This is a genomic window from Streptomyces sp. NPDC001153, from assembly GCF_053598315.1.
In genome coordinates this window covers 90,989-111,924 of the sequence record NZ_JBSFJZ010000013.1, presented here as the reverse complement: position 1 = coordinate 111,924, position 20,936 = coordinate 90,989, and the positions used below count along the sequence as shown (strand labels likewise).

The following is a 20,936-nucleotide window of genomic DNA, read 5'->3' as shown; positions in this document are numbered from 1 at the left end:
GACTTCCGGCGGTCCGCGGTCATTGTGATCCGAAGCGGCGCCGGACGGGCCGATTCCGGGTGGACAGCCCCCGCGCGTGTCGGATGGGATGGAGCGGTGACCGCCGAGACCGCGACCGATGTCTTCGAAGAGCACCGCCCGCTGCTCATGGGCGTCGCCTATCGCATGCTCGGCCGCGTGGCCGACGCCGAGGACGTGGTGCAGGACGCCTGGCTGCGCTGGTCCCGCGCCGACCACGCGGAGATCCGCGAACCGCGCGCCTACCTGGTGCGCATCACCACCCGACTGGCCATCGACCGGCTGCGCCAGGTGCGGACGCGCGGCGAGGCGTACGTCGGGCCGTGGCTGCCGGAGCCGTATCTCACCGAGTTCGGCGACACGGCCCCGGACGCGGCGGAGCACGCCGTGCTCGCCGACAGCGTCTCGCTCGCCCTGCTGGTCGTCCTGGAGTCGCTGTCGCCGCTGGAGCGGGCCGTCTTCGTGCTCAGGGAGGCCTTCGGCTACCCGTACGCCGAGATCGCCGCCCTGCTCGACCGCGGCGAGGCGGCGGTACGCCAACTGGCCGGGCGGGCACGCCGGCACGTCGACGAACGGCGACCGCGCTACGACGTCGACCCCGGCCGGCGACGCGAGCTGACCGAACGTTTCCTCGCCGCCGCGGCCGACGGCGACCTGGACGGGCTCATGTCCCTGCTCGCTCCGGACGTCCGCCTGGTCGGCGACAGCGGCGGCAAGGCCAAGGCGCCACTGCGGGTCCTGCACACCGCCGACAAGGTCGGCCGGTTCCTCGTCGCCGTCGCCCAGCAGTCCGCTGCTGCCCTGTCCCACCGCTTCCTGGAGGCCAACGGCGGCCCGGCGCTGCTGGTCCTGTCCGACGGCAAGCCCGAGAGCCTGGTCCAGGTGGACGTCGCCGAGGGCCGCGTCACGGCCGTGTACATCGTCCGCAACCCGGACAAGCTGCGGCACCTCGCCGACCGCTGAGCCACCGCCGCCGAACCACACGCGGCCTGCGAGCCCCCGTCCTGCGACGGGGGCTTTGCCGCGATGTCACACACACCACGGTGCACGAACGCCTTGTGAACGATCCGCGGCAGGTCGGCCGTGCGTTGCCCAGGGGATCGAGGATTGGTCTTGACCAAGGATGAAGGCCGCCTTATGGTCGCAGAGAAGTGCAACAACCTTTAATAAACAAGGGCGCCAAAAACCGCCGGACCACGGCTCTTGCGGAGGACAGGGTGGGGACCACGCAGCTGGAATCGGTGCCGGAACCGAAGTACTGGCATCTCAAGACCGTGCTCAGCGAGGCACTGGACTCGGAGTTCTCGGTCGGCGAGATCCTGCCCAACGAGCGCGACCTCGCCGCACGCTTCGGCGTGGCCCGCGCCACGCTCCGCCAGGCCCTCGAACAGCTCGAGCTGGAGGGCCGGCTGCAGCGCCGCCGCGGCGTCGGTACGACCGTCGCGCCTCCGCGCGTGGGCGTGGCCGTCGGCACCGAGCAGCAGGTCTGGCCGGGCGCCGCCTCGGACGCCTGGCAGCCCGTCGACTGCGACCAGGCGGTGCCGCCCGCCGCCGTGGCCACGGCCCTGGAGACCGGCGCGGACGAGCCCGTGCACACCGTGCGCCGCTCCCGGATGTCCCACGGCCAGCGGGTCGCCACCGAACTCCTCTACATCCCGGCGGCCTCCGTCCCCGAGCTCTCCGCGATCGACGCCCCGTCCGGCCCGCCACGCGCGCGTGCGGTGCTGCGCGAGCTGCAGCACCTGACGCTCGAGGGCCAGGACCGCGCCGTCGAGCTGGGCTCCGCCCGCGCCGACGACGCCAAGGACCTCGACCGGCTGCCCGGCTCCCCGGTCCTCGTGGTCACCACCCGCTTCTTCGCCGCGGGCCGCACCGCCGCCCTGTCCGTCGCCACCTACCGCGCCGACACCTGCCGGCTGACCTTCGGCGACTCCCCGGACGTGGAGATACACCACGACCCGGAGCGCCAGGCTTCCTGACCTCAGGGCCCCCGAGGGGCGCGGGGAACCGCGCGACCGGCCGCGACGGCGCCGCAGCCGCGAGACGACCGCAACCAGGCACGGCGAAGGCTCAGCGCCGAGTCGCTGAGCCGTCCACCGCGAACAACTGCTCCTCGACGTGGTCCAGAGCCAGGCGCAGCGCCCCCGTGGCCACGGCCGCCTCGCCCAGCAGGGACAGCGCCACCTGAGGCGGCCGCAGGCAGTAGCGGGCCAGCTCGCGGCGCAGCGGTTCCAGGACGCCGTCGAGACCGGCCGCCCACCCGCCGATCACCACCAGCTCGGGATCCAGCGCCAGCACCAGCGCGGCCACGTCGTGCACAAGCCGCTGGATGAACCGCTCCACGGCCGCCCGCGCGCGCTGGTCGCCCTTCCGGGCCAGCGTGAACACCCCGGCGACCGCCTGCTCGTCCAGCGGATGCAGCGGCTCGTCGGTGGTGGACAGCAGCGCCTCCGGAGTCGCCTCCCGGCCCAGCAGATGCAGCGCGCCGATCTCCCCGGCCGCCCCGCCGTAGCCACGGTGCAGCCGCCCGCCGATCAGCGAGCCCGCGCCCGGGCTCAGCCCGGCCAGCACGAACACCACGTCGTCCGACTCGGTGGCCGCGCCCTTCCAGTGCTCGGCGACGGCCGCCGCGTTGGCGTCGTTCTCCACCAGCACCGGGCACCTGAAGGAGCGGCTGAGCCGCTCACCCAGGTTCAGGCCGGTCCACTGCGGCAGAGCCGTGCTCAGCCGGACCGTACCGTCGGCCTCCACGATCCCCGGCGTGCCCACGCCCACGGCCCGCAGCGAGCTGCGCGCGACCCCGGACCGGCGCAGCAGCTCGGCGACCGCGCCGCGCAGCCGGTCGAGCCGCTCGTCCGCCGGTGCCGTCGCGTCGACTTCCTTGGCCTGCGCGCCCAGCACCCGCCCGTCCAGGTCGGACAGCAGCGCGGCGACCCGGTGCGGTCCGACCTCCAGGCCCAGCAGATGTCCGGCCTCGGCCCGGAACCGGAACCGCCGCGCGGGCCGCCCCTGACGGCGCGCGGTGCCCTCGTCGGCCGCGGTCTCCACGACCAGCCCGCCCTCGATGAGCCCTTCGACCACACCCTCGACGGTCGGCCGGGACAGTCCGGTGACCCGGGTGATCTCGGTGAGCGTCGCGCAGTCCGTGGCACGCAGTGCGTGCAGCACCACCGCGGAATTGATCCTTCGCAGCAGCGAGGGATCGCCGCCGGTCAGCTGCCCCACCGTCCGTCCTTCCAGCTCGCGGGCGTGTTGGGCGGATCGTACTCGGCCCGGCGCGCCCCGGCGAGTGCCGGCTTCCGCACGGCCGGCCGGGCTCACCCCGGCTCGACGAACCCCGGCTCGTACGCCGCGATCACCGCCTGGGTGCGGTCGCGCGCGCCGAGCTCGGCCAGCACGGCGCTCACATGCGACTTGACCGTCTACGTGCCCGCGACCAGCGGAGCGGCGATCTCCGCGTCCGACAGCCCGCGCGCCATGAGCCGCAGCACCTCCGCCTCCCGCTCCGTCAGCCGGGCCCGCTCCAGTGCGGCACCTGCCGGCCGGTCGCCGTCGCCGCACCGGGCGGCGAAGCCTCGTACGGAGGCCGGGAACAGCAGCGACCCGCCCTCCGCGACCGGCCGTACCGCGTGCACGATCTCGGCCGGACGGGCGCGCTTCAGCAGGAAGCCGTGGGCGCCCGCGCGGAGGGCCTCGTACTCGTACTCGTCGTCCTCGAAGGTCGTGACGACGACGATCTTCGGTGGCTCGGCCACCGTGCGCCACCGGTCGCGCCAATTCGCCTACGGCGCCTCGGAGATGCCCGGCCCCGCCTCGGCTGATGGCGCTGTTCGCCGCCGGACTCGCTGCCGTACCGCGCAGCGGTGTCGCGACCCTGTCCGTGTTGATCCCGTTCCTGCCGAGCGTGGTCTTCGCCATCGGCGAACTGTCCGCCGGCATCGCCGACTTCCTGTACGACCGGGCCGGCCAAGTCGCCCTGCACAGCGCCTGGGACGGCCCCTCGGCTGCTCGCGGGCGCGTGGACGCCTGGACCGCAGGGGTGCCTGACAGCCCGCCAATTGTCAGTGGTGCCCGCTTTACTGGATCACATGGACATCGCGAACTGCCTGACCGTCATCGACCTGTTGTGCGCCCGGGAGTTCCCCGCGGAGCACAGCAGGACGGAACACGGCGAGAGCGGGCCCGGATTCCACATAGCCGCCTTACACACCAGCGGTGACTTCTGGGAGGACGACGGCACGGAATGGGAGGAGACGGCGGCACAGTACGAGGCCGACCGGGACGGCCTCACGGAGCGGCTCACCAGCCGGTGGGGCCTACCGCAGCGCATCAGCCTGCGCAGCGTCTTCGTGCGGACGATGGACGGCGAGACCATCGAGGAGCCCTGGGCCGGACTGAGCGAGCACGTACCGGACGTCCACCTGTGGAAGGCACCCGTGCGCGACAGGTGGTTCGCCCTCGGTGTGTCCCACGGGTACAAGGAGCTTCCGTTCCGGCTCCTCGGCATAGTGACCGAGGTCGACCCGCCGTGACCGCCTAGGCCCGCGTCGCGGCCCGCAGCCGGGCGAACTCCTCCGCCATGGTCGCCGCCGTCCAGTGCGCGTTCAGCCCGCTGGGATTGGGCAGCACCCACACCCGGCTGTCCCCGATGGTCCGCTCCTGTGGTCCCACCTGCGCGGTGCGGTCGCCGAAGGCGGCCCGGTACGCGGTCACCCCGACCACGGCCAGCCACTGCGGCCTCAGCCGCATCACCTTCTCGGTCAGCAGCCGCCCGCCCTCGACGTACTCCTCGGCGGACAGCTCGTCGGCCCGCGCGGTCGCCCGCGCCACGACGTTCGTGATGCCCAGCCCGTACGCCGGCAGCTCCTGCTGTTCGGCCGGCTTCAGCATGCGCGGGGTGAAGCCGGACAGGTGCAGGACCGGCCAGAATCGGTTGCCGGGACGGGCGAAGTGGTGACCGGTCGCCGCCGTCATGAGCCCCGGGTTGATGCCGCAGAAGAGCACCCGGAGGCCGTCCGCGACGACGTCCGGTACGAGACGGTCGCGGGCGGCCTCCAGTTCCGCCCTGGTGAAGCGGGGCGAGCGGGGAGAGCGGGGTGAGCGGGTCAGAGGATCGCTCCGGGGGTGTATCCGGCCGCCTCCGGGTGCTGCTTGACGAGCTCCTCGATCCGGCCGACGACCGCGCCGACCTGGTCGGCGGCGGCGCCGGTGAAGGACAGCTTGTCGGCCATCAGGGCGGCCAGCTGGTCGCGGTCGAGCGGCAGGCGGTCGTCGGCGGCGAGCTTGTCGAGCAGGTCGTTGCGCTCGGCGCCCTGCTCACGCATCGCGAGCGCGGTGGCGACGGCGTTCTCCTTGATCGCCTCGTGCCCGACCTCACGGCCGACCCCGGCCCGCACCGCGCCCATGAGCACCTTGGTGGTGGCCAGGAACGGCAGATAGCGGTCCAGTTCGCGGGCGATGACCGCCGGGAAGGCACCGAACTCGTCCAGCACGGTCAGGAAGGTCTCCAACAGGCCGTCCAGCGCGAAGAAGGCGTCCGGCAGGGCCACCCGGCGCACCACCGAGCAGGAGACGTCGCCCTCGTTCCACTGGTCGCCCGCCAGCTCGCCGGTCATCGAGGCGTAGCCGCGCAGGATGACCATGAGGCCGTTGACGCGCTCACAGGAGCGGGTGTTCATCTTGTGCGGCATCGCGGAGGAGCCGACCTGTCCCGGCTTGAAGCCCTCGGTGACCAGCTCGTGCCCGGCCATCAGCCGGATCGTCTTGGCCAGCGAGGACGGCGCCGCCGCCAGCTGCACCAAGGCGGTGACGACCTCGTAGTCCAGCGAGCGCGGGTAGACCTGGCCGACCGAGGTGAACGCCTGCGAGAAGCCCAGGTGCCGCGCGATCCGGGTCTCCAGCTCGGCCAGCTTGGCCGCGTCGCCGCCGAGCAGGTCCAGCATGTCCTGCGCGGTGCCGACCGGGCCCTTGATGCCGCGCAGCGGGTAGCGGGCGAGGAGCTCCTCGACCCTGCCGTAGGCCACGAGCAGCTCGTCGGCGGCCGTTGCGAAACGCTTGCCCAGCGTCGTGGCCTGCGCGGCCACGTTGTGCGAGCGGCCGGCCATGACCAGCTCGGCGTACTCGCCGGCCAGCTTGCCGAGACGGGCCAGCACGGCGACCGTACGGTCGCGCATCAGCTCCAGCGAGAGCCGGATCTGCAGCTGCTCGACGTTCTCGGTGAGGTCGCGGGAGGTCATGCCCTTGTGCACGTGCTCGTGCCCGGCGAGGTCGTTGAACTCCTCGATCCGCGCCTTCACATCGTGCCGGGTGACCTTCTCGCGCTCGGCGATCGAGGCCAGGTCGACGGTGTCGAGGACACGCTCGTAGTCGGCGATCGCCTCGTCCGGCACCTCGATGCCGAGGTCCTTCTGGGCCCGCAGCACGGCGAGCCAGAGCTGCCGCTCCAGCTTCACCTTCTGCTCGGGGGACCAGAGCGTGGCGAGCTCGGCGGAGGCGTAGCGTCCGGCGAGGACGTTCGGGATGCGGGGCTTGGCGGGCGCGGCAGAAGTCACGTGACCAGATTCTACTGGCGGTTTGTGCAGGCCAGCGCCACAGCCCTGTTCGGCGGAAGCTACGAGAGCCGCGTCACTGGGCGGCGTCCGTAGGCTCGGCCGGCTCCGGCGGCCTGTCGGCGTCGGCCAGTTCGGCCAGCACGTCCGCGTGGCACAGCTGCGGCGCGCACCAGCACGCCAGCGTCTTTCCCCGCAGCTCGTCGACCAGTTCGAGCAGCTCCGGCCGCTCCAGCAGATGGGCCCGGTACATGGCCATGACCTCGGCGCGGGTGCCGTCCCGCTTCTTCTTCGGGGTGTCGTACGCGAACGGGTTGTACAGGGGGTGCCGGGGGAGGTCCCAGCCTCCCAGCGTCCAGCGGCGGCCGACGTAGACCACGTCGGCGGGCGCGTGTTCCAGCCGAGGGCCGAGCTCGTGGATCCGGCCCCGGATGTTGATCACCCGCGTGGTCATGACGGAGAGGCTACGCCTGCGCCTCGTACGGCAGCAGTTCCGGGCGCTTCGGCGGGCGGCCGTCCCCGGAGGAGCGGCCGGTCAGGCGGCGGCCTATCCAGGGCAGCAGGTGCTCCCGGGCGAACCGCACGTCCGCCGCCCGGCGCGTCACCCAGCCCGGCGGCTCCGTGGCCGGCATCGGCACGTGCCACTCGGTGTCCTCCGGCTCGTACCCCAGCGTCTGCCAGACCGCCTCGGCGACCCGGCGATGCCCCTCCGCCGTCAGATGCAGCCGGTCCACGTCCCACAGCCGGGGGTCGCCCAGGGCGGGGGCCCCGTACAGGTCGACCACGACCGCGCCGTGCCTGCCCGCCAGGTCCTCCACGCATGCGAACAGCTCCTCCATGCGGGGCCGGAACCGCTCCAGCACCGGGCCCTGGCGGCCGGGGCTGCGCATCAGTACGAGTTGCCTGCAGGACGGTGCGAGGCGCTCCACGGCCTCGGTCAGCAGGCCCTTGACCCGGCCCATGTCGCACTTGGGCCGCAGGGTGTCGTTGAGGCCGCCGACCAGCGTGATCACATCGGCGTTCATGGCCGCCGCCACGTCGACCTGCTCGTCGACGATCTGCCCGATCAGCTTCCCGCGCACGGCCAGGTTGGCGTACCGGAAGTCCGGCGTGCGGGTGGCCATCCGCGCGGCGAGCAGGTCGGCCCAGCCCCGGTAGGAGCCGTCGGGCAGCACGTCCGACATGCCCTCGGTGAAGGAGTCGCCGACCGCGACCAGGCTGCTGTACGGGGGAGATGTGGGATTCGTGTGCATGGCGTGAGCGATGGTATCCCGGCTCCATACCCACCGGTCGGTCACCCCGCAAAAACCCGGCCTCACCCCGGAATCGCCCGGCCCCCGGAATCGCCCGGCCCACCTCAGAAACGCCCGGCCTCACCCTGGTTCCGGATGACCAGGCGCACCACGGGCCGGGACCAGGCGCACCGCAGGTCGGACCAGGAGCACCCAGGCCCACCCGGTGTCCGGACCAGTCCCGCCCCGGGTCGTACCAGGCCACACCCGGGTCGGACGAGGCCGTACTCCGGGTCGGACGAGGCCCACCCCGGGGCGTGGCCAGGCCGCACCCCGGCTCGGACCGGACCTCACCCGGCTCGGACCAGACCTCCGGGTATGGCCGGCCGCGCCCAGGGTCGGACGAAGGTCTCACCCCGGACCCGGAACGACGGCACCCCGGCCGGTCGGGCTCCGTCCGAGCCGCCGGAGGCTCACGCAGGCTGCCCGAAGAGCTCTCGCAGCACGTCCTCCATGGTCACCAGGCCGGCCAGTCGGCCGTCGTCGCCGAGCACCGCCGCGAGGTGCGTACGGCTGCCGCGCATCGCGGTGAGGACGTCGTCCAGCGGGGTCCGCTCCCGTACGCGCGCGATGGGCCGCATGTCCCGCAGCCGGAACGGCACGTCCCGCGGCGAGGCGTCCAGCGCGTCCTTGACGTGCAGATAGCCCACGATCCGGCGTCCCACGTCGACCACGGGGAACCGGGAGAAGCCGGAGTCGGCCGACAGCCGCTCCAGCTGCTCCGGGGTGACGCCCATGTGTGCGTACACCACCCGCTTCAGCGGCACGACGACATCGCGCACGGGCCGGCTGCCCAGCTCCAGGGCGTCGTGCAGCCGCTCTTGCGCCCGGTCGTCGATGAGCCCGGCCTGGCTGGCGTCCTTGACGATCTCGGCGAGTTCGGTGTCCGTGAAGGTGGCCGAGACCTCGTTCTTCGCCTCGACCCTGAGCAGCTTCAGCAGTCCGTTCGCGAAGGCGTTGACCGTGAAGATCACCGGACGCAGCGTCCGGGACAGCGTGACGAGCGGCGGGCCGAGCAGCAGCGCGCTGCGCACCGGTTCGGCCAGCGCGATGTTCTTCGGGACCATCTCGCCCAGCAGCATGTGCAGATAGGTCGCCAGGGTCAGGGCGATCACGAAGGACACCGCGTGACCCGCGCTCACGGGCACGCCGACCGCGTGGAACACCGGCTCCAGCAGATGCGCGATCGCCGGCTCGGCGACCACACCCAGGACCAGCGTGCACAACGTGATGCCGAGCTGGGCGGCTGCCAGCAGCGCGGAGACGTGCTCCAGGCCCCACAGCACGCTCTTCGCGCGCCGGTCGCCCTCCTGGGCCAGCGGTTCGACCTGCGAGCGGCGCACGGAGATCAGCGCGAACTCGGCGCCGACGAAGAAGGCGTTGACGACTAGGGTCGCCAGACCGATCAGCAGCTGTACGGCGGTCATCGCGCCCCCTCCGCGGTCTCGTGGGCCTGCTCGTCGTCCAGGGGTGCGTGCAGCAGCACCCGCGCCGCCCGGCGGCCCGTGGCGTCCACCACGTCCAGCCGCCAGCGCGCGACCTCGACCGTGTCACCGGTCACCGGTATCCGCCCCAGCAGGGTCGCGACCAGGCCGGCCAGCGTCTCGTACGGCCCCTCGGGCATCCGCAGCCCCACGCGCGCGAGCTGGTCGGTGCGAGCGTAGCCGTCGGCCGAGTACAGGGCCCGGCCCTGCTCGTCCGCCCCGGCGGGGGCGAGGTCGGGCGTCTCGTGCGGGTCGTGCTCGTCCCGCACCTCGCCGACGACCTCCTCGACGATGTCCTCCAGGGTCGCCACGCCGGCCGTGCCGCCGTACTCGTCGATGACGACGGCCATGGTGCGCTTGCCGCCCAGCCGGTCGAGCAGCCGGTCGACGGTCAGGGACTCGGGGACCATCAGCGGCTCGCGCATCACCTGGGAGACGCGGCGGTGGCGGCGCTGCTCGGCCGGCATGGCCAGGATGTCCTTGATGTGGGCGACGCCGACGACCGAGTCCAGGCCGCCCTGGTAGACGGGGAACCGGGACAGACCGGTGGCCCGGGTCGCGTTCGCCACGTCCTCGCAGGTCGCCTGCGCGTCGAGGGCGACGACCTGGACGCGCGGGGTCATCACGTTCACCGCCGTCAGGTCGGCCAGGTTCAGCGTCCGTACGAACAGCTCGGCGGTGTCCGGCTCCAGCGCGCCCTCCTTGGCGGAGTGCCGGGCGAGCGCGGCCAGCTCCTGCGGACCGCGTGCCGAGGCCAGCTCCTCGGCGGGCTCGATGCCGAACCGGCGCACGACATGGTTGGCGGTGTTGTTCAGGTGCGTGATGAAGGGCCGGAAGGTCGCGCTGAACCAGCGCTGCGGGTTGCCGACCCGCTTGGCCATGGCCAGCGGCGAGGAGATCGCCCAGTTCTTCGGCACCAGCTCGCCGACGACCATCAGGAACACCGTCGACAGCGCGGTGCCGAGCACCAGGGCGACCGAACTCGCCGTCCCGGCGGAGAGGCCCATCGCCCGGAACGGCCCGGCGAGCAGCTTGGCGATGGAGGGCTCGGCGAGCATACCGACGACCAGGTTGGTGACGGTGATGCCGAGCTGGGCGCCGGAGAGCTGGAAGGTCAGGTTCCGGACGGCCTTCAGGGCACCGGCGGCGCCGCGCTCGCCGCGCTCGGCGGCCCGCTGCAGCTCGCCGCGCGACACCGTGGTCAGCGAGAACTCCGCCGCCACGAAGGCGCCGCAGGCCATCGACAGCAGGATGGCCACCAGAAGGAGCAGCACTTCGGTCATCGGGTCACCCCCGTCCCATGATCGGACAGGGCAGGACGGGGCGCGCGGTGGCGCGGACCGGGGGGCTCGCCCATGGGCGGACGCTCACACCTTTCACAGAGGGCCGAGTGCTCCCTCTATGGTAAAGGATGGGCAAAGACGGCTCGGTGTCTCACTCGGTGAGCGGCTTCACCCAGCGCCGCCAGTGGTCCTGGCGGTGGTAGCCGGTGGCGGCCCATGTGTGGTGGGCCTGTTCGTTGGCCTCCAGGACCATGGCGTCGACGCGTCGTCCGCCCAGGGCGGTGAAGCGTTGTTCTGCGGCTTCCAGCAGGGCGGTGGCGACGCCTCGCCGCCGGTGGTCGGGGTGTACGGCCAGTCGGTAGGCGGAGCACCGCCATCCGTCGAAGCCGGCTATGACGGTTCCGGCGAGGATGCCGTCGCGCTCTGCGAGGAGCAGGGCTTCGGGGTCTCGTGTGATGAGCCGGGCGACGCCGTCGTGGTCGTCGCTGATGCTCGTTCCTTCCGCGGCTTCGCGCCAGAACTGCAGCACGGTGTCGATGTCCGCGAGGCCGGCGAAGCGGATGTGGAGATCGCTCATGGGATGAGCCAAGCAGGGCGCCGCCCCGTCTGGCGAACGGTTTTGGCGCCGAGGGAACGAGGGAGTGACGGTTGTCATGGCCGCTCGAGCTGTGCTGCCAGATCCTCGGGGAGGGCGTCCCGATTGGTCCGGGTCACGTGGACGAGGGTGATGTCGGGGCGCTGCTTGAGGGCGTCGGTGAACGGGTCACGGTGTGCATGGACCGTGGCGACGATGTCGATGTCGGACTCGAACAGGCGCCGGACCGTGTCCTGGAACTCGGTGCACGCCACCTCCATACGCCCGAGCTCGTCGATCAGCACGAGATCCCCAGGAGCAGGATCCGCCGCAGCCGACCTGAGCGGCGGCAGCGCGAGCCGCTCCATGACGCTCAGGTCGACGCCGTACCGGCCCACCCGCGGTGGACCGGGGAAGTCGACATGGGCGAGCACGGCTCGCAGACCGCCCTCCAGTGTCTCCAGCGCGAAACCGCTCCGGGCACCGCCGTGCCGGATCTCCTCCGTGGTGAAGCCGACAGCCCTCCGGGTGCGCAGGAGCCCCGCCAATCGGCGAACGATGGTCGTTTTGCCCACACCGGGGCGTCCCTCCAGCAGGATTCTCGTCGGCATCGCGTGCTCCATGTCGGGTCCGTCCTACAGGTTCCCGGTGCGCTGGTCGGCGTACTCGGCCAACGGGGGGTATGCCGTGTTCCCGTGTGCTCTCGGCCAGGCTTCCAGGGCCTCCTGGCGATGGTGTGTGCCGGGGGAATCGCCCAGTTCGCCGGGGATGGGCACGCGGCCATGACATGCCGCGACCCCGTGGGTACCGGAGCAGGTCGGCGCTCAGTCTCGTGGGGCCGGGACGGCAGGGTCGGCGCTCAGGGCCTGCAGGACGTCGTCGGGGGTCGGCTGGTTTTCATGGGACACGGACTGGGCGACCAGGCAGTACAGCAGGTCGCGGCGGGCTGTGGCGTCGGGGAGCGCGGTCCAGGTGGGGTGCAGGGCCGGGTCCTCGGCGGCGGCGCGTTCCAGGGCGCGGGCGCGCTGGGACGCGGTGGTGGGGGCGGTGGCCCGGGCCGCGAGTTTCTCGGCCAGAGCCGGCAGGTGCCGGGCCGCCTGGGGTTCGTACAGGCAGCGGGCCGGGCAGTGGACGCAGCCGGGGCGGGGGTTCACCGGGTGGTCGGCGACGAGCGTGCGCAGGGAGCGGCCGGTGTCGGTGTAGCGCGTGCGGGCGCTCTCGTCGAGGGTGTCGGCGGCCAGCCAGGCGGCGCAGAGGCGGGCCAGGGCGCGGGATGCGTGGTCCACGGCGAGGAGGCGGTCGGGGGCAGGGAGGCGGACGGTGCCGTCGGCGGCCCCGGCTCGGTCGTCCTCGCGGGTGCGCAGCCAGCGGTGGCCGGCCTGGGTGGCGGTGCAGTAGAGGCGGCCCGTACGGGTTTCCTCGTCCTGGACACGGGTGCTGGTCCGCCAGGCGTCGCGCCAGCCGGTCCAGGCGTGCCAGGCCTGCTCCGGATCGGTCTCCCGTAGCACCGCCTCGAAGAAGGCCAGGAGTGCGGGGTCGGCGGGGGCACGGTGGCGGGCGGTCGGGCGGTAGGTGCAGGGGCGGGGGCACTTCACGCAGGCGGCGTTGCGGTGGAGGTACGTGCGGTCGGCGGCGCTGTCGGGGACGGTGCCGGGCACCGTGTCGGGATGCTGCGCGGTGATGGCGGTCAGCGCCGCCGCGTGCATGCGGTCGTCGTGGACCACGGCCTCGCCGGGCGGAAGGGCGGCGAGGTGGCGGCTCTGGGCGTCGTCGAGGTTGGTGGCGGCGGCGACGGCCGCGCGGTCGTCATGGGCGGTGAGCCGGTGCAGGATCTTGACGTTGGAGTTCTTGAGCGTCTCGGGGGCGAGTTTGGACGGGATCTGGTCGGCGACGATGAAGCCCTCTCCATAGGCGCGCATCTCGGCGAGCAGGTCGGTGAACAGGGTGACGGCCTTGGCCTGGGCGTCGGGTGATTCGGTACCGGCCGCGCCGCGCCCGGCCCGCAGCAGGCGGTGCGCCTCCTCGATCAGGGTCAGATGGCGCAGGCTGCTCGGCGCGTCGGGGCGGGGCAGACGCTGACGCGACTCGGCGTGTTCGTACAGGAGGCTGAGGAGCAGGGCCATGACGAAGGCCTTCTCCTCGTCGTCGCCGAGGTTGCGCAGTTCGACCACGCAGGGCCGTTCGAACAGGTCGCGTGGGTCGAGGCTGCGCCGGGTGTCCAGGGCCAGGCCCTTGGCGCCGACGAGGAGGCTGCCGATACGGGAGCGCAGCGCGGCGCCCAGGTTCTGGTGCACCTCGGGGCCGTACCCGCGGCGTTGCAGCACTTCCTCGATCTTGTCGTGCAGGTCGCGCAGGCGGGGGGTGAGGGCGGCGCGGTCCTCGGCCGAGGGGTTGGTGCCGAGGGCGTCGTTGAGGGAGGTGTGCAGGTTCCAGCCGCGCTCCTCGTACACCTCCAGGAGCGCTTCCTCCAGGACGTAGGACATGCCGGAGAACATCGGGAAGGCCGCGTTGAAGACCGCTTTGAGCAAGTCGATGTGGCGCAGCAGGGGAACGGAGTCGACGGGGGCGAGGGGGTTGAGACGCAGCGGGAGCACGCCGTCGGTGCCGATCGCGTAGACGCGCAGGCGGCCGCGGAGTTCGGGGTGGGCGGCCAGGGCGCGGTACTCGGCCTTGACCGGTTCGATGACGAGGAACGGCACGTCGAGGCGGGTGTGGGCCTGGATGAGGATGCCCTTGGCCGTGGTCGTCTTGCCGTAGCCGGTCATCCCGGCGATGAGGACGTGCCGGTTGAGGGCCTCGGCGGTGAGGGTGACGGGCTGCAGTGGCCGGCCGAGCGTGTCGAGCAGCTGTCCGAGGTGTACGGCGGCACCGGGGTCGTCGGGCCCAGGCGGTGCGGTGAGGGCGAACTCGCCGGCCTCCCGCATCGGCACCCCGGCGATCTCGCGTTGCGGCGGACCGGTCAGGACGGCCAGTTCCGCGGAGGTGACGCAGGTGCCGAGGGAGTCGAAGGCCGCGCCGAGCGGATGCGCGGGTCCGCCCAGGGCGGAGCGCAGGTGCAGGGAGCGGGCGCCGGTCATGGCGGCGCGGACGGCCCACGGGTCGGCACGCAGAACGCGGATCGGGTCGAGCTCGGTACCAGGGCCCGTGCAGATGCCGCGCAGGGCGCCGGTGACCGCGGCGAGGGTGGTGTCGCCGTCGGCGGCCACGTACACCGAAAGCCGCCACCAGCCGTCGCCTCTGGCCCCGGTCATCCGGTCGAGGTGGCGCTGGAGCACTTCCTCGCAGGCCTGTGCGTTCGCGTCGAGGACCTCCATGCCGGCGCCGCGTGTCACGGTGCGGCTCGTCCCGGTCTCGCTCGTCGTCGAGCGGGACGGTCCTGCCATGGCGGCGGGCAGTCCGCTGAGCCCCGTCATGGCGGCACCGCCGAGGCCCATCGCACGGCGCCGCGACACGGACACGACGAGACTGCCGGCCGCGGTGCAGAACGCGCCCAGCACCGCGAGATATCCGGCCGCGTCCGCGAGAGCACCCTGTGCTCCGCCTTCCGCGCGGGACTCGCCGTGGGACGCCGAGACGCCGTCGGCCCGGTTGACGGTCAGGGTGCGCCGCGCATGGGCGTGGGTGTCACCGCGGAGTCTGCGGGTGCGGTCCAGCGTCTCGTCGAGCACGTCGGCGCCGAGCGGTTCGGCCACCGTCACCAGCGCGTAGCGGCGGCCGCCGAGCGCCGCGGCCAGCCGGTCCATGCTCTGCAGCGCTCGTCCGGCGACGTCGGTGCGGGCCGACGGGATGCCGGTGACGACGGCGAGGGCGGGCGCGGAGTACAGGAAGGACGTCACATCGGACAGGGCGGTCCGGTCCGGGCCGCCGGTGCCGTTCAGCGGGAGGGCGGGGCCGAGGCGCAGTCCGGGAAAGTGCGCCTGCAGTGCGCCTGCCTGTCCGGCGAGGAAGTCGGTGGCGCTGCCGCCGCCCGCACCGGCGGTGCGCCGCCCGCCGAAGAAGATCCGGTGGCCGGTGCCGTCGCCGAACAGAACGGAGACAGTTGCCTGGCCCGGAGTGTGACAGGCCGTCAGGACCTGGGTCATCGCGGGGCCGGGCGGCACCTGGGCGCGGGGGCGGCCCAGGCCCAGCACCTCGTGCAGCAGGGGCCGGGCGTCACCGTCGGAGGCGGGGGTGACGTGCCAGCGGGACGGCTCGAAGGCGGTCAGGTGGCGGCGTTCCAGCAACGCGAGCAGGAGTTCGGGCAGGTCTTCGGCGGCCCAGGCCGCGTCGAACGCCTCGGTGGGGCCGAGGGCGTCGGCCGGCACGGCCCCGGCGGGGGTGACGGCGGGCAGGGCGGGAGGGTCGGGGAGCGTGGTCATCGGGGCCTCCGGCGGATGACGGGGCAGGCAGGGCGGACGGTTCGGCGGGCGCCGGGCCGCGGGCGGGGCGATGCCGCGTGCGGCAGCGGTGCCGCGGGAGCACCGGGGGACGGGACTACTGGAGGAGGGGACTACCGGGGTACGAGGCGCTCGGGATTCCGTGTCGGCCTCGTACGGATGCTTCACGTCGGCGCGTGGCGGCGTGGGTTCGGGGACGAAGGGTTCGGCGGCGCCGGTCACGGCAGGCAGGAGCGCGGATCCACGAGTGTGTGCTGCCTGCGCACTACGGGCGTTGCCAGGGCGGGATGTCGTCGTACGGGGAGGTGCCGCAGGAAGCGGTGCCCGCAAGGCTGCCGGGGCCGACGAATTCACCGGGACCGGAGATGCCCTGCGCACCGTCAGGGCCGCCGGCGGTGCCGAGCCCGCCGGCAGCGCTCGTCGCCCCTGCCCCACCGGCCGCCGGCACCGCCTGTCCGCTCCCGTCGGATCTCCCCCGGAACCGTCCCCGCAGGCTCGGCCACCAGCTCGCGCCGCATGCCAGGTCCAGGCAGGGATCCGTGCTCTGCCACAGGATGCCGAGGCGGGGCGAGAGCACCAAGCGCAGCGGCCACACGGCACCCGGGCCGCCGAGCACGATCACCGGCGCCTCCGCGTCGCCGGCGCCCGCGCCGAGGTCCCGTACCGCGCTCTGCACCGCCAGGGTGAGACCGGCTACGGCGGGCCCGGTCTCGGGGCCCGCCATGAACTGACGTGGCGTCAATTTCAAGGGGGTGTAGAGGATGTCGGCCAGCGGCCCCGCCCAGGTCACCTGGCGGTCCGGGTCGCCGAGCCGGAGCCCGGTCGCGAAGTCCTCGACGCCGTCCAGCACCGCGAGGACCAGCGGCCCGAGGGCGGCCGGGGGGCAGCGGTCGAGCACGCGCCGCAGCAGTGCGCTGCGCCAGGTGCCGGTCCCGTCGGCGCGCCGCAGGGTGCCCACGCGGGTGACTCGCGGCCCGTCCGCTGTGTCCTCCAGGCGGTACGCGCCGGTGAGGCTCCACGTGTCCCCCACGGCAACAGCCACGACCGCCCGCGCACCCGGGCCGCCCGCGAGCCAGCGGCACAGCAGCGCATCCGTCGGGCCGACCGGTTCGGCCTCCGGCCAGCACTCGTCCGCCTCGGCCGGGCCGGACGGCGGGACCGCCACGCAGGTGCGGTAGCCGTGCAGCGGAACCGGTGGCACCTCCCCGAGGTAGCGGGTGAGGCGGCGGTGGAGTCCGGCCCGGAACTCGGGGGACCAGGCATCGCACCGCCACCCGTACAGTTCGGTGTCCGCGTCCGTGGGCCGTGCCCCGGCCAGCCGCTGCGCCGCGGCCTCGCTGCCCCAACGCCCGTCCGCGTCGGCCGCGTTGGGGACACAGCGGCGCACGCCGTCCCCGACCGGAGCCAGCCGGGCGGCCGGCCCGTCGCCCTCGCGGAGCACCACCGTGGTCCTCAGATGCTGCGGGTCGACCCCGATGACTCCGACCACACCGTTCATCTCATGTCCTCCGACACGACCGTCCCGCCGGCCCGTGGTGCGGGCACCTGCGCAGCGGCTGCCGTCAGCCGCTCCGCCTGCGCCCGCAGATGGTCGTGCAGCCGGCCGAGCGCGGCCGTCGGCCCGGGGTCGGTGGCGGGCGCGGGCACCGGCAACGGGGTGCAGGCCTTGGTGAACAGGCGGGTCACGGCGGGCCTTCTGGCCTCGAGGACCCGCGCCGCGTCCTCGGCCGCGCGCAGGGCGTCGGCCTTCGCGCCCTCGCGGTCGCGGCCCACGGCGACTTCGGCGGCGGATGCGGCCCCGGTGAACGACCCGGCGAGCGCGCCGAGGACCGTGCCGACCCCGGGCAGCAGCAGGGTGCCGAGGGCGGCCCCGAGCGCCCCGCCCGCTCCCCCGCGGGCCACACCGAGCGGGGTGTCGGGCACGTTGAGGGTCAGGGTGCCGGGGTGGAGCGTGCGGCCGAGCGCGGTCCGTACGTCGGTGCCGGGCAGGCGGTGCTGCTCCTCCTGCGCCACCTTCGTGACGGCGGTCATGAGGTCGTCGGCGAGGGCCTCGCAGATCTTCTCGACGCGCTGGTTGAGCGAGGCGGCGTACCGTCCGTCGCGTGACAGGGGGCCGCTGTCGCCCATTTCGGCGGCGACTGCGGGCCCGCACCGCCGCACCTCGCACCCGCGCCGCTCGAAGCACTTCGCGATGAGCCGCGCTGTCCCGTCCCGCATCCGTTCGGCGCGTACCGTCGCCGCCTTCCGCTCCAGCTCGGCCCTGCGGCGCTCGCTCGCCCGGTTCTCCCGGTGCAGCCGGGTGCGCCGGTCCGCGGTCTCGTCGGCGAGCCGGTCGAGCACCAGGGCGGCTCGGCACAGTCGTACCGCACGCACCTGAGGGTGTGTGCGCAGGCCGAGGGCGTCCAGGTGCTGACGTACCTCGCTGAGGCCGAAGTCCGGCCCGCGGTCCGCGCCGCCGGATGCCGCCCGAGCCGAGACGAACACGACCTCGGCGGCCGCGTCGTCGAGCGCGGCGATCCGCGCGCGGAAATAGTCGGCGCGGCTCAGGAACCGCCCCCAGCCCGCCGCGGTGTCCTCGGGCAGAAAGGCGTTGACGACGAACAGCGCCGCGCCCGTCCCGGTGCGCTCCCGGTGTTCGCGCAGGAACTCGGCCTCACCGACCGACAGCGGCCGCCGTGAGTCCACCACCCACACCAGCGCGTCGGCGGTATCGGCGATCCGCACGGCCCGCTCGTGCACGGCGGGTGTGTCGTCGATGCCGGGCGAGTCGATCCAGCAGCACCCTTGCGCGGCCGGTCCGCCGTCCGTGACCGTCACGCGGACCTCACGCACGGCATGGACGGCCTCGCGGTACTCGCCGTCCGCGCCGACGAGGGAGACGACACCGGAGAGCGCAGCACGCCCGAAGGCGAGTTCGACGTCGCCGTCGACCGTCTCGGCGACGGCACGCTCGCGTGGACCGCTGATGATCCGGCAGGCCACGCCGGTCTCGGGAAAATCGTCGGTCGGCAGGAGGTCGCGGCCCAGCAGCGCGTTGAGCAGCGTCGACTTGCCGCAGCTGAAGTGCCCGCCGAACACGACGGTCGCGCCCGGCGCCTGCGCCCTCCGCACGCCCGCGAGCACGGTCCGCTCCACCTCGGCCGCGTACGCCTCGCCATGCTGCTCGGCGAGTTGCCGCCGCAGCGCCGCGGGTAGCTCGGGCGTGGGGATGCCGTCCCAGGGGTACGTCATCGCGCTCACCCCTGTTTGGCGACCGTGAGGGCCGCTTTGAGGGTCGTCCGGTGCTCGGCGAGTTTCCCGGCGAAGGCCTCCAGCTCGGTGAGGGTCTTGGCGCGTGCGGCGCGATCGGCCTGGTTGAGCTTGATGATGTCCTCGACGTTGCGCCGCTCCTCGTCCACGACCTTGCGGAACTCGGCGGTGACGGCCGACTCCATCGCGTCGAAGTTGCGCCCCAGCTCCTCGGCGATCTTCGGGAGCAGCGCCGCCCGCATCTTCGGCAGTTGTGCCTCGGCGTCGGCCAGCACCTTCCTCCTGGCCCTCTTCACCAGTCCCGAACCGCCGCCGAGGATGCTGCCCAGCGCGGCCACCGCCAGCGCCACCGGCCAGAACACCGCCGTGCCCACAAGCCCCGCCACGGCCAGGACGAACCCCGCGGTCAGGCCGCCGACGGCCGCGCCCACCGCGCCGCGCAGTCCGCCCGCACCGCCGCCGAGGGCGCTGGGGAGGTCACCGAGGAGGACCGAGCCGACCGCGGTCAGCAGCCTCTCCTTGGTGGTGACCACACCCTTCCCGCTGGCCTCGGGGCGCCAGCCGGTCAGCTCCAGGTGGATGTCCTCCAGTTTGGCGCTGATGAGCGTCGCCTCGGCCTCGATCTCCTCGGTCAGGTTCTCGAGCACCGGCCCGATCTCGTCCAGCGCCTGCTCCGTCGCCCACTGCATGACCTGGTTGTCGAGGTAGCTGCCCACCTCCTGGTAGAGCTCCTTCACCAGCTGCTTCTGCTGGAAGACCTTCAGGAAATTGTCGCCCGTGGGCGGCTGCACGGTCTCGAGATGGCCGGGCAGGTCCTGGAGGATACGGGCGTGCAGCGACTGGAAACTCGCGGACAAGGTCGCCTCCGCCTCGCGGCGCGCCCGCCGGAACACCGGGGCCAGCTTGCCGGGGCGCGTGGACAGTTCGTCGAGGCGCGGCTGCACGGTCTGGTACGCGGCGAGCAGCTGCTGCTGGTCGGCGGCCACCGCGGCCCGCCGCTGCCCGATGTGCTGTTCGATGCCGTCGGCGAGGCCCCCGGCCTGGGTGGCGAACTTGCTCAGGTGGATCTGGAGCCGCTCGCGCTGCAGATAGGCACCCAGATACTGCTCGAAGTCGGTGAGTCCGGAGCGTACGGCGTCCGTCTCGTCGCCTCCGTAGCGGGCCTTGCGGGCGGCCCGGGCGTCGACGAAGAAGAGGCCCTGTGCGGTGAGGTCCCGCTCGGGGGTGTACTTGGGGCCGCCGAGCTCCTCGTGCACGTACCGGTTCCAGATGAACGCCCGCAGCCGTTCGTCGACGGGGCGGCCGTCCCACAGGTTCACCACCGAGAAGACCCTGGCGCCGCCGTCGACGGCCTTGGCGGCGTTCATCCGCTCGCCCTTGCCCATGGCGGCGCTGGTGCTGTAGACGACGATCGCGACATCGCAGCGACGTACGGCTTCCAGGGTGATCACGTCGAGTTCGCCCTCGTCCTCCAGGCCCGGCGAGTCGTAGATCGTGAACCCGTCGGCGCACAGCAGTGCGGGAAAACCCATCTCGAACTGGCGTATCACCTCGAACCGCTCCTTGTTCTCCTCCCGGTCCACGCCGAGCGCGGACTCGTTGAGATAGCGGCCGAGCGTCCAGGTCTCGCTCTTGCCCTCCTTCGACCAGACGCGCACGTACGGCTCATCGGCGTAGCGCACCTCGGTGAGGACCGCGGTCGCCGGCAGATCGTCCACGATCATGGGCCCCTGGTGCCCGTGCAGCTCGACCGGCCTGGTCGTGCCGCCGAGCAGGGCGTTGAGCAGGGTCGACTTGCCGTTCTTGAAGCGGCCCATGATGAGGATCTTGAACGTGTCGGCGCGCAGCTGCTGGGCGGTCTCCCGCAGCCCGGCCGCCGTCTCGGTCATGCTGAGCGCCTGGGCGATCCCGGTCAGGCCGTCGATCGCGCCACCGGCCTTGGTCCGGGCGGCTTCGACGGCGGGGCGGAGTTTGTCACCGAGCGTGCTCCTGGCGGGCGTCTTGGGCACGACGCTCTCCTCTGGCTGCGGCATGGGGACGTTCCTTTCACGGTGAGCGGGGCACCGGAGGCGCTCGCGGTGTGCGGAGCGAGCAGGCCGGGCCCGGGGAGAG

At 73.1% G+C, this 20,936-nt stretch carries 16 protein-coding genes and 1 pseudogene; 3 read left to right on the top strand and 14 right to left on the bottom strand.

Annotation, left to right across the window (positions count from 1 at the left end; genetic code table 11):
* Positions 1-96: 96 nt before the first annotated feature.
* Both ACWDEN_RS17090 and ACWDEN_RS17085 read left to right on the top strand, forming a co-directional pair.
* Entirely contained in the window at positions 97-981 is an 885-nt protein-coding gene (locus tag ACWDEN_RS17090; RefSeq protein ID WP_450859540.1) for an RNA polymerase sigma-70 factor, read from the top strand.
* A 254-nt stretch (positions 982-1,235) separates the two neighbouring features.
* Positions 1,236-1,997 (top strand): GntR family transcriptional regulator, encoded by a 762-nt coding sequence (locus ACWDEN_RS17085; protein ID WP_351613386.1) that lies wholly within the window; start codon positions 1,236-1,238, stop codon positions 1,995-1,997.
* Between the two features lie 91 nt (positions 1,998-2,088).
* Here ACWDEN_RS17085 and ACWDEN_RS17080 read toward each other — a convergent pair whose 3' ends face one another.
* Together ACWDEN_RS17080 and ACWDEN_RS17075 are read right to left on the bottom strand one after the other, a co-directional pair.
* Entirely contained in the window at positions 2,089-3,243 is a 1,155-nt protein-coding gene (locus ACWDEN_RS17080; RefSeq protein WP_351613383.1) for an ROK family transcriptional regulator, read from the bottom strand.
* A 92-nt stretch (positions 3,244-3,335) separates the two neighbouring features.
* Positions 3,336-3,779: pseudogene (locus ACWDEN_RS17075) on the bottom strand (response regulator transcription factor); the annotation flags it as partial.
* A 327-nt stretch (positions 3,780-4,106) separates the two neighbouring features.
* Between ACWDEN_RS17075 and ACWDEN_RS17070 the strand changes: the two are divergent.
* Positions 4,107-4,550 (top strand): hypothetical protein, encoded by a 444-nt coding sequence (locus ACWDEN_RS17070; RefSeq protein ID WP_450859539.1) that lies wholly within the window; start codon positions 4,107-4,109, stop codon positions 4,548-4,550.
* A gap of 4 nt (positions 4,551-4,554) precedes the next feature.
* On the opposite strand, the gene mug is transcribed toward ACWDEN_RS17070, so the two are convergent.
* From mug to ACWDEN_RS17010, 12 genes are all read right to left on the bottom strand, one after another.
* Entirely contained in the window at positions 4,555-5,076 is a 522-nt protein-coding gene (gene mug, locus ACWDEN_RS17065; RefSeq protein ID WP_450859584.1) for a G/U mismatch-specific DNA glycosylase, read from the bottom strand.
* 47 nt (positions 5,077-5,123) lie between these two features.
* Positions 5,124-6,569 (bottom strand): adenylosuccinate lyase, encoded by a 1,446-nt coding sequence (gene purB / locus ACWDEN_RS17060; protein ID WP_450859538.1) that lies wholly within the window; start codon positions 6,567-6,569, stop codon positions 5,124-5,126.
* Positions 6,570-6,642: 73 nt separating this feature from the next.
* Entirely contained in the window at positions 6,643-7,020 is a 378-nt protein-coding gene (locus ACWDEN_RS17055; protein ID WP_351613376.1) for a DUF4326 domain-containing protein, read from the bottom strand.
* 10 nt (positions 7,021-7,030) lie between these two features.
* Positions 7,031-7,819, bottom strand: a complete 789-nt coding sequence (locus ACWDEN_RS17050; protein ID WP_351613373.1) for an SGNH/GDSL hydrolase family protein — start codon at positions 7,817-7,819, stop codon at positions 7,031-7,033.
* A gap of 452 nt (positions 7,820-8,271) precedes the next feature.
* The gene (locus ACWDEN_RS17045; protein WP_351613370.1) at positions 8,272-9,285 is read right to left on the bottom strand and encodes a hemolysin family protein; all 1,014 of its coding nucleotides are present in this window, start codon (positions 9,283-9,285) and stop codon (positions 8,272-8,274) included.
* Positions 9,282-10,625 carry a hemolysin family protein gene (locus ACWDEN_RS17040; protein ID WP_450859537.1) on the bottom strand — a complete coding sequence of 448 codons (1,344 nt, stop codon included), beginning with the start codon at positions 10,623-10,625 and terminating at the stop codon, positions 9,282-9,284. Before ACWDEN_RS17040 ends, ACWDEN_RS17045 begins: the two co-directional genes overlap by 4 nt.
* A 151-nt stretch (positions 10,626-10,776) precedes the next feature.
* Positions 10,777-11,202, bottom strand: coding sequence for a GNAT family N-acetyltransferase (locus ACWDEN_RS17035; RefSeq protein WP_450859536.1), 426 nt, complete (start codon positions 11,200-11,202; stop codon positions 10,777-10,779).
* Positions 11,203-11,276: 74 nt separating this feature from the next.
* On the bottom strand, positions 11,277-11,810 hold the full coding sequence (locus tag ACWDEN_RS17030; RefSeq protein WP_450859535.1) for an NTPase: 534 nt from the start codon (positions 11,808-11,810) through the stop codon (positions 11,277-11,279).
* 213 nt (positions 11,811-12,023) lie between these two features.
* Positions 12,024-15,557, bottom strand: coding sequence for a helicase HerA domain-containing protein (locus ACWDEN_RS17025; RefSeq protein ID WP_450859534.1), 3,534 nt, complete (start codon positions 15,555-15,557; stop codon positions 12,024-12,026).
* A 283-nt stretch (positions 15,558-15,840) separates the two neighbouring features.
* On the bottom strand, positions 15,841-17,073 hold the full coding sequence (locus ACWDEN_RS17020; protein WP_450859533.1) for a hypothetical protein: 1,233 nt from the start codon (positions 17,071-17,073) through the stop codon (positions 15,841-15,843).
* Complete coding sequence (locus tag ACWDEN_RS17015; protein ID WP_450859532.1) at positions 17,070-18,806, bottom strand: dynamin family protein; 1,737 nt, start codon at positions 18,804-18,806, stop codon at positions 17,070-17,072. The genes ACWDEN_RS17020 and ACWDEN_RS17015 overlap by 4 nt, the downstream gene beginning before the upstream one ends.
* Positions 18,807-18,811: 5 nt before the next feature.
* Entirely contained in the window at positions 18,812-20,857 is a 2,046-nt protein-coding gene (locus tag ACWDEN_RS17010) for a dynamin family protein (RefSeq protein ID WP_450859531.1), read from the bottom strand.
* Between the last annotated feature and the right edge of the window lie 79 nt (positions 20,858-20,936).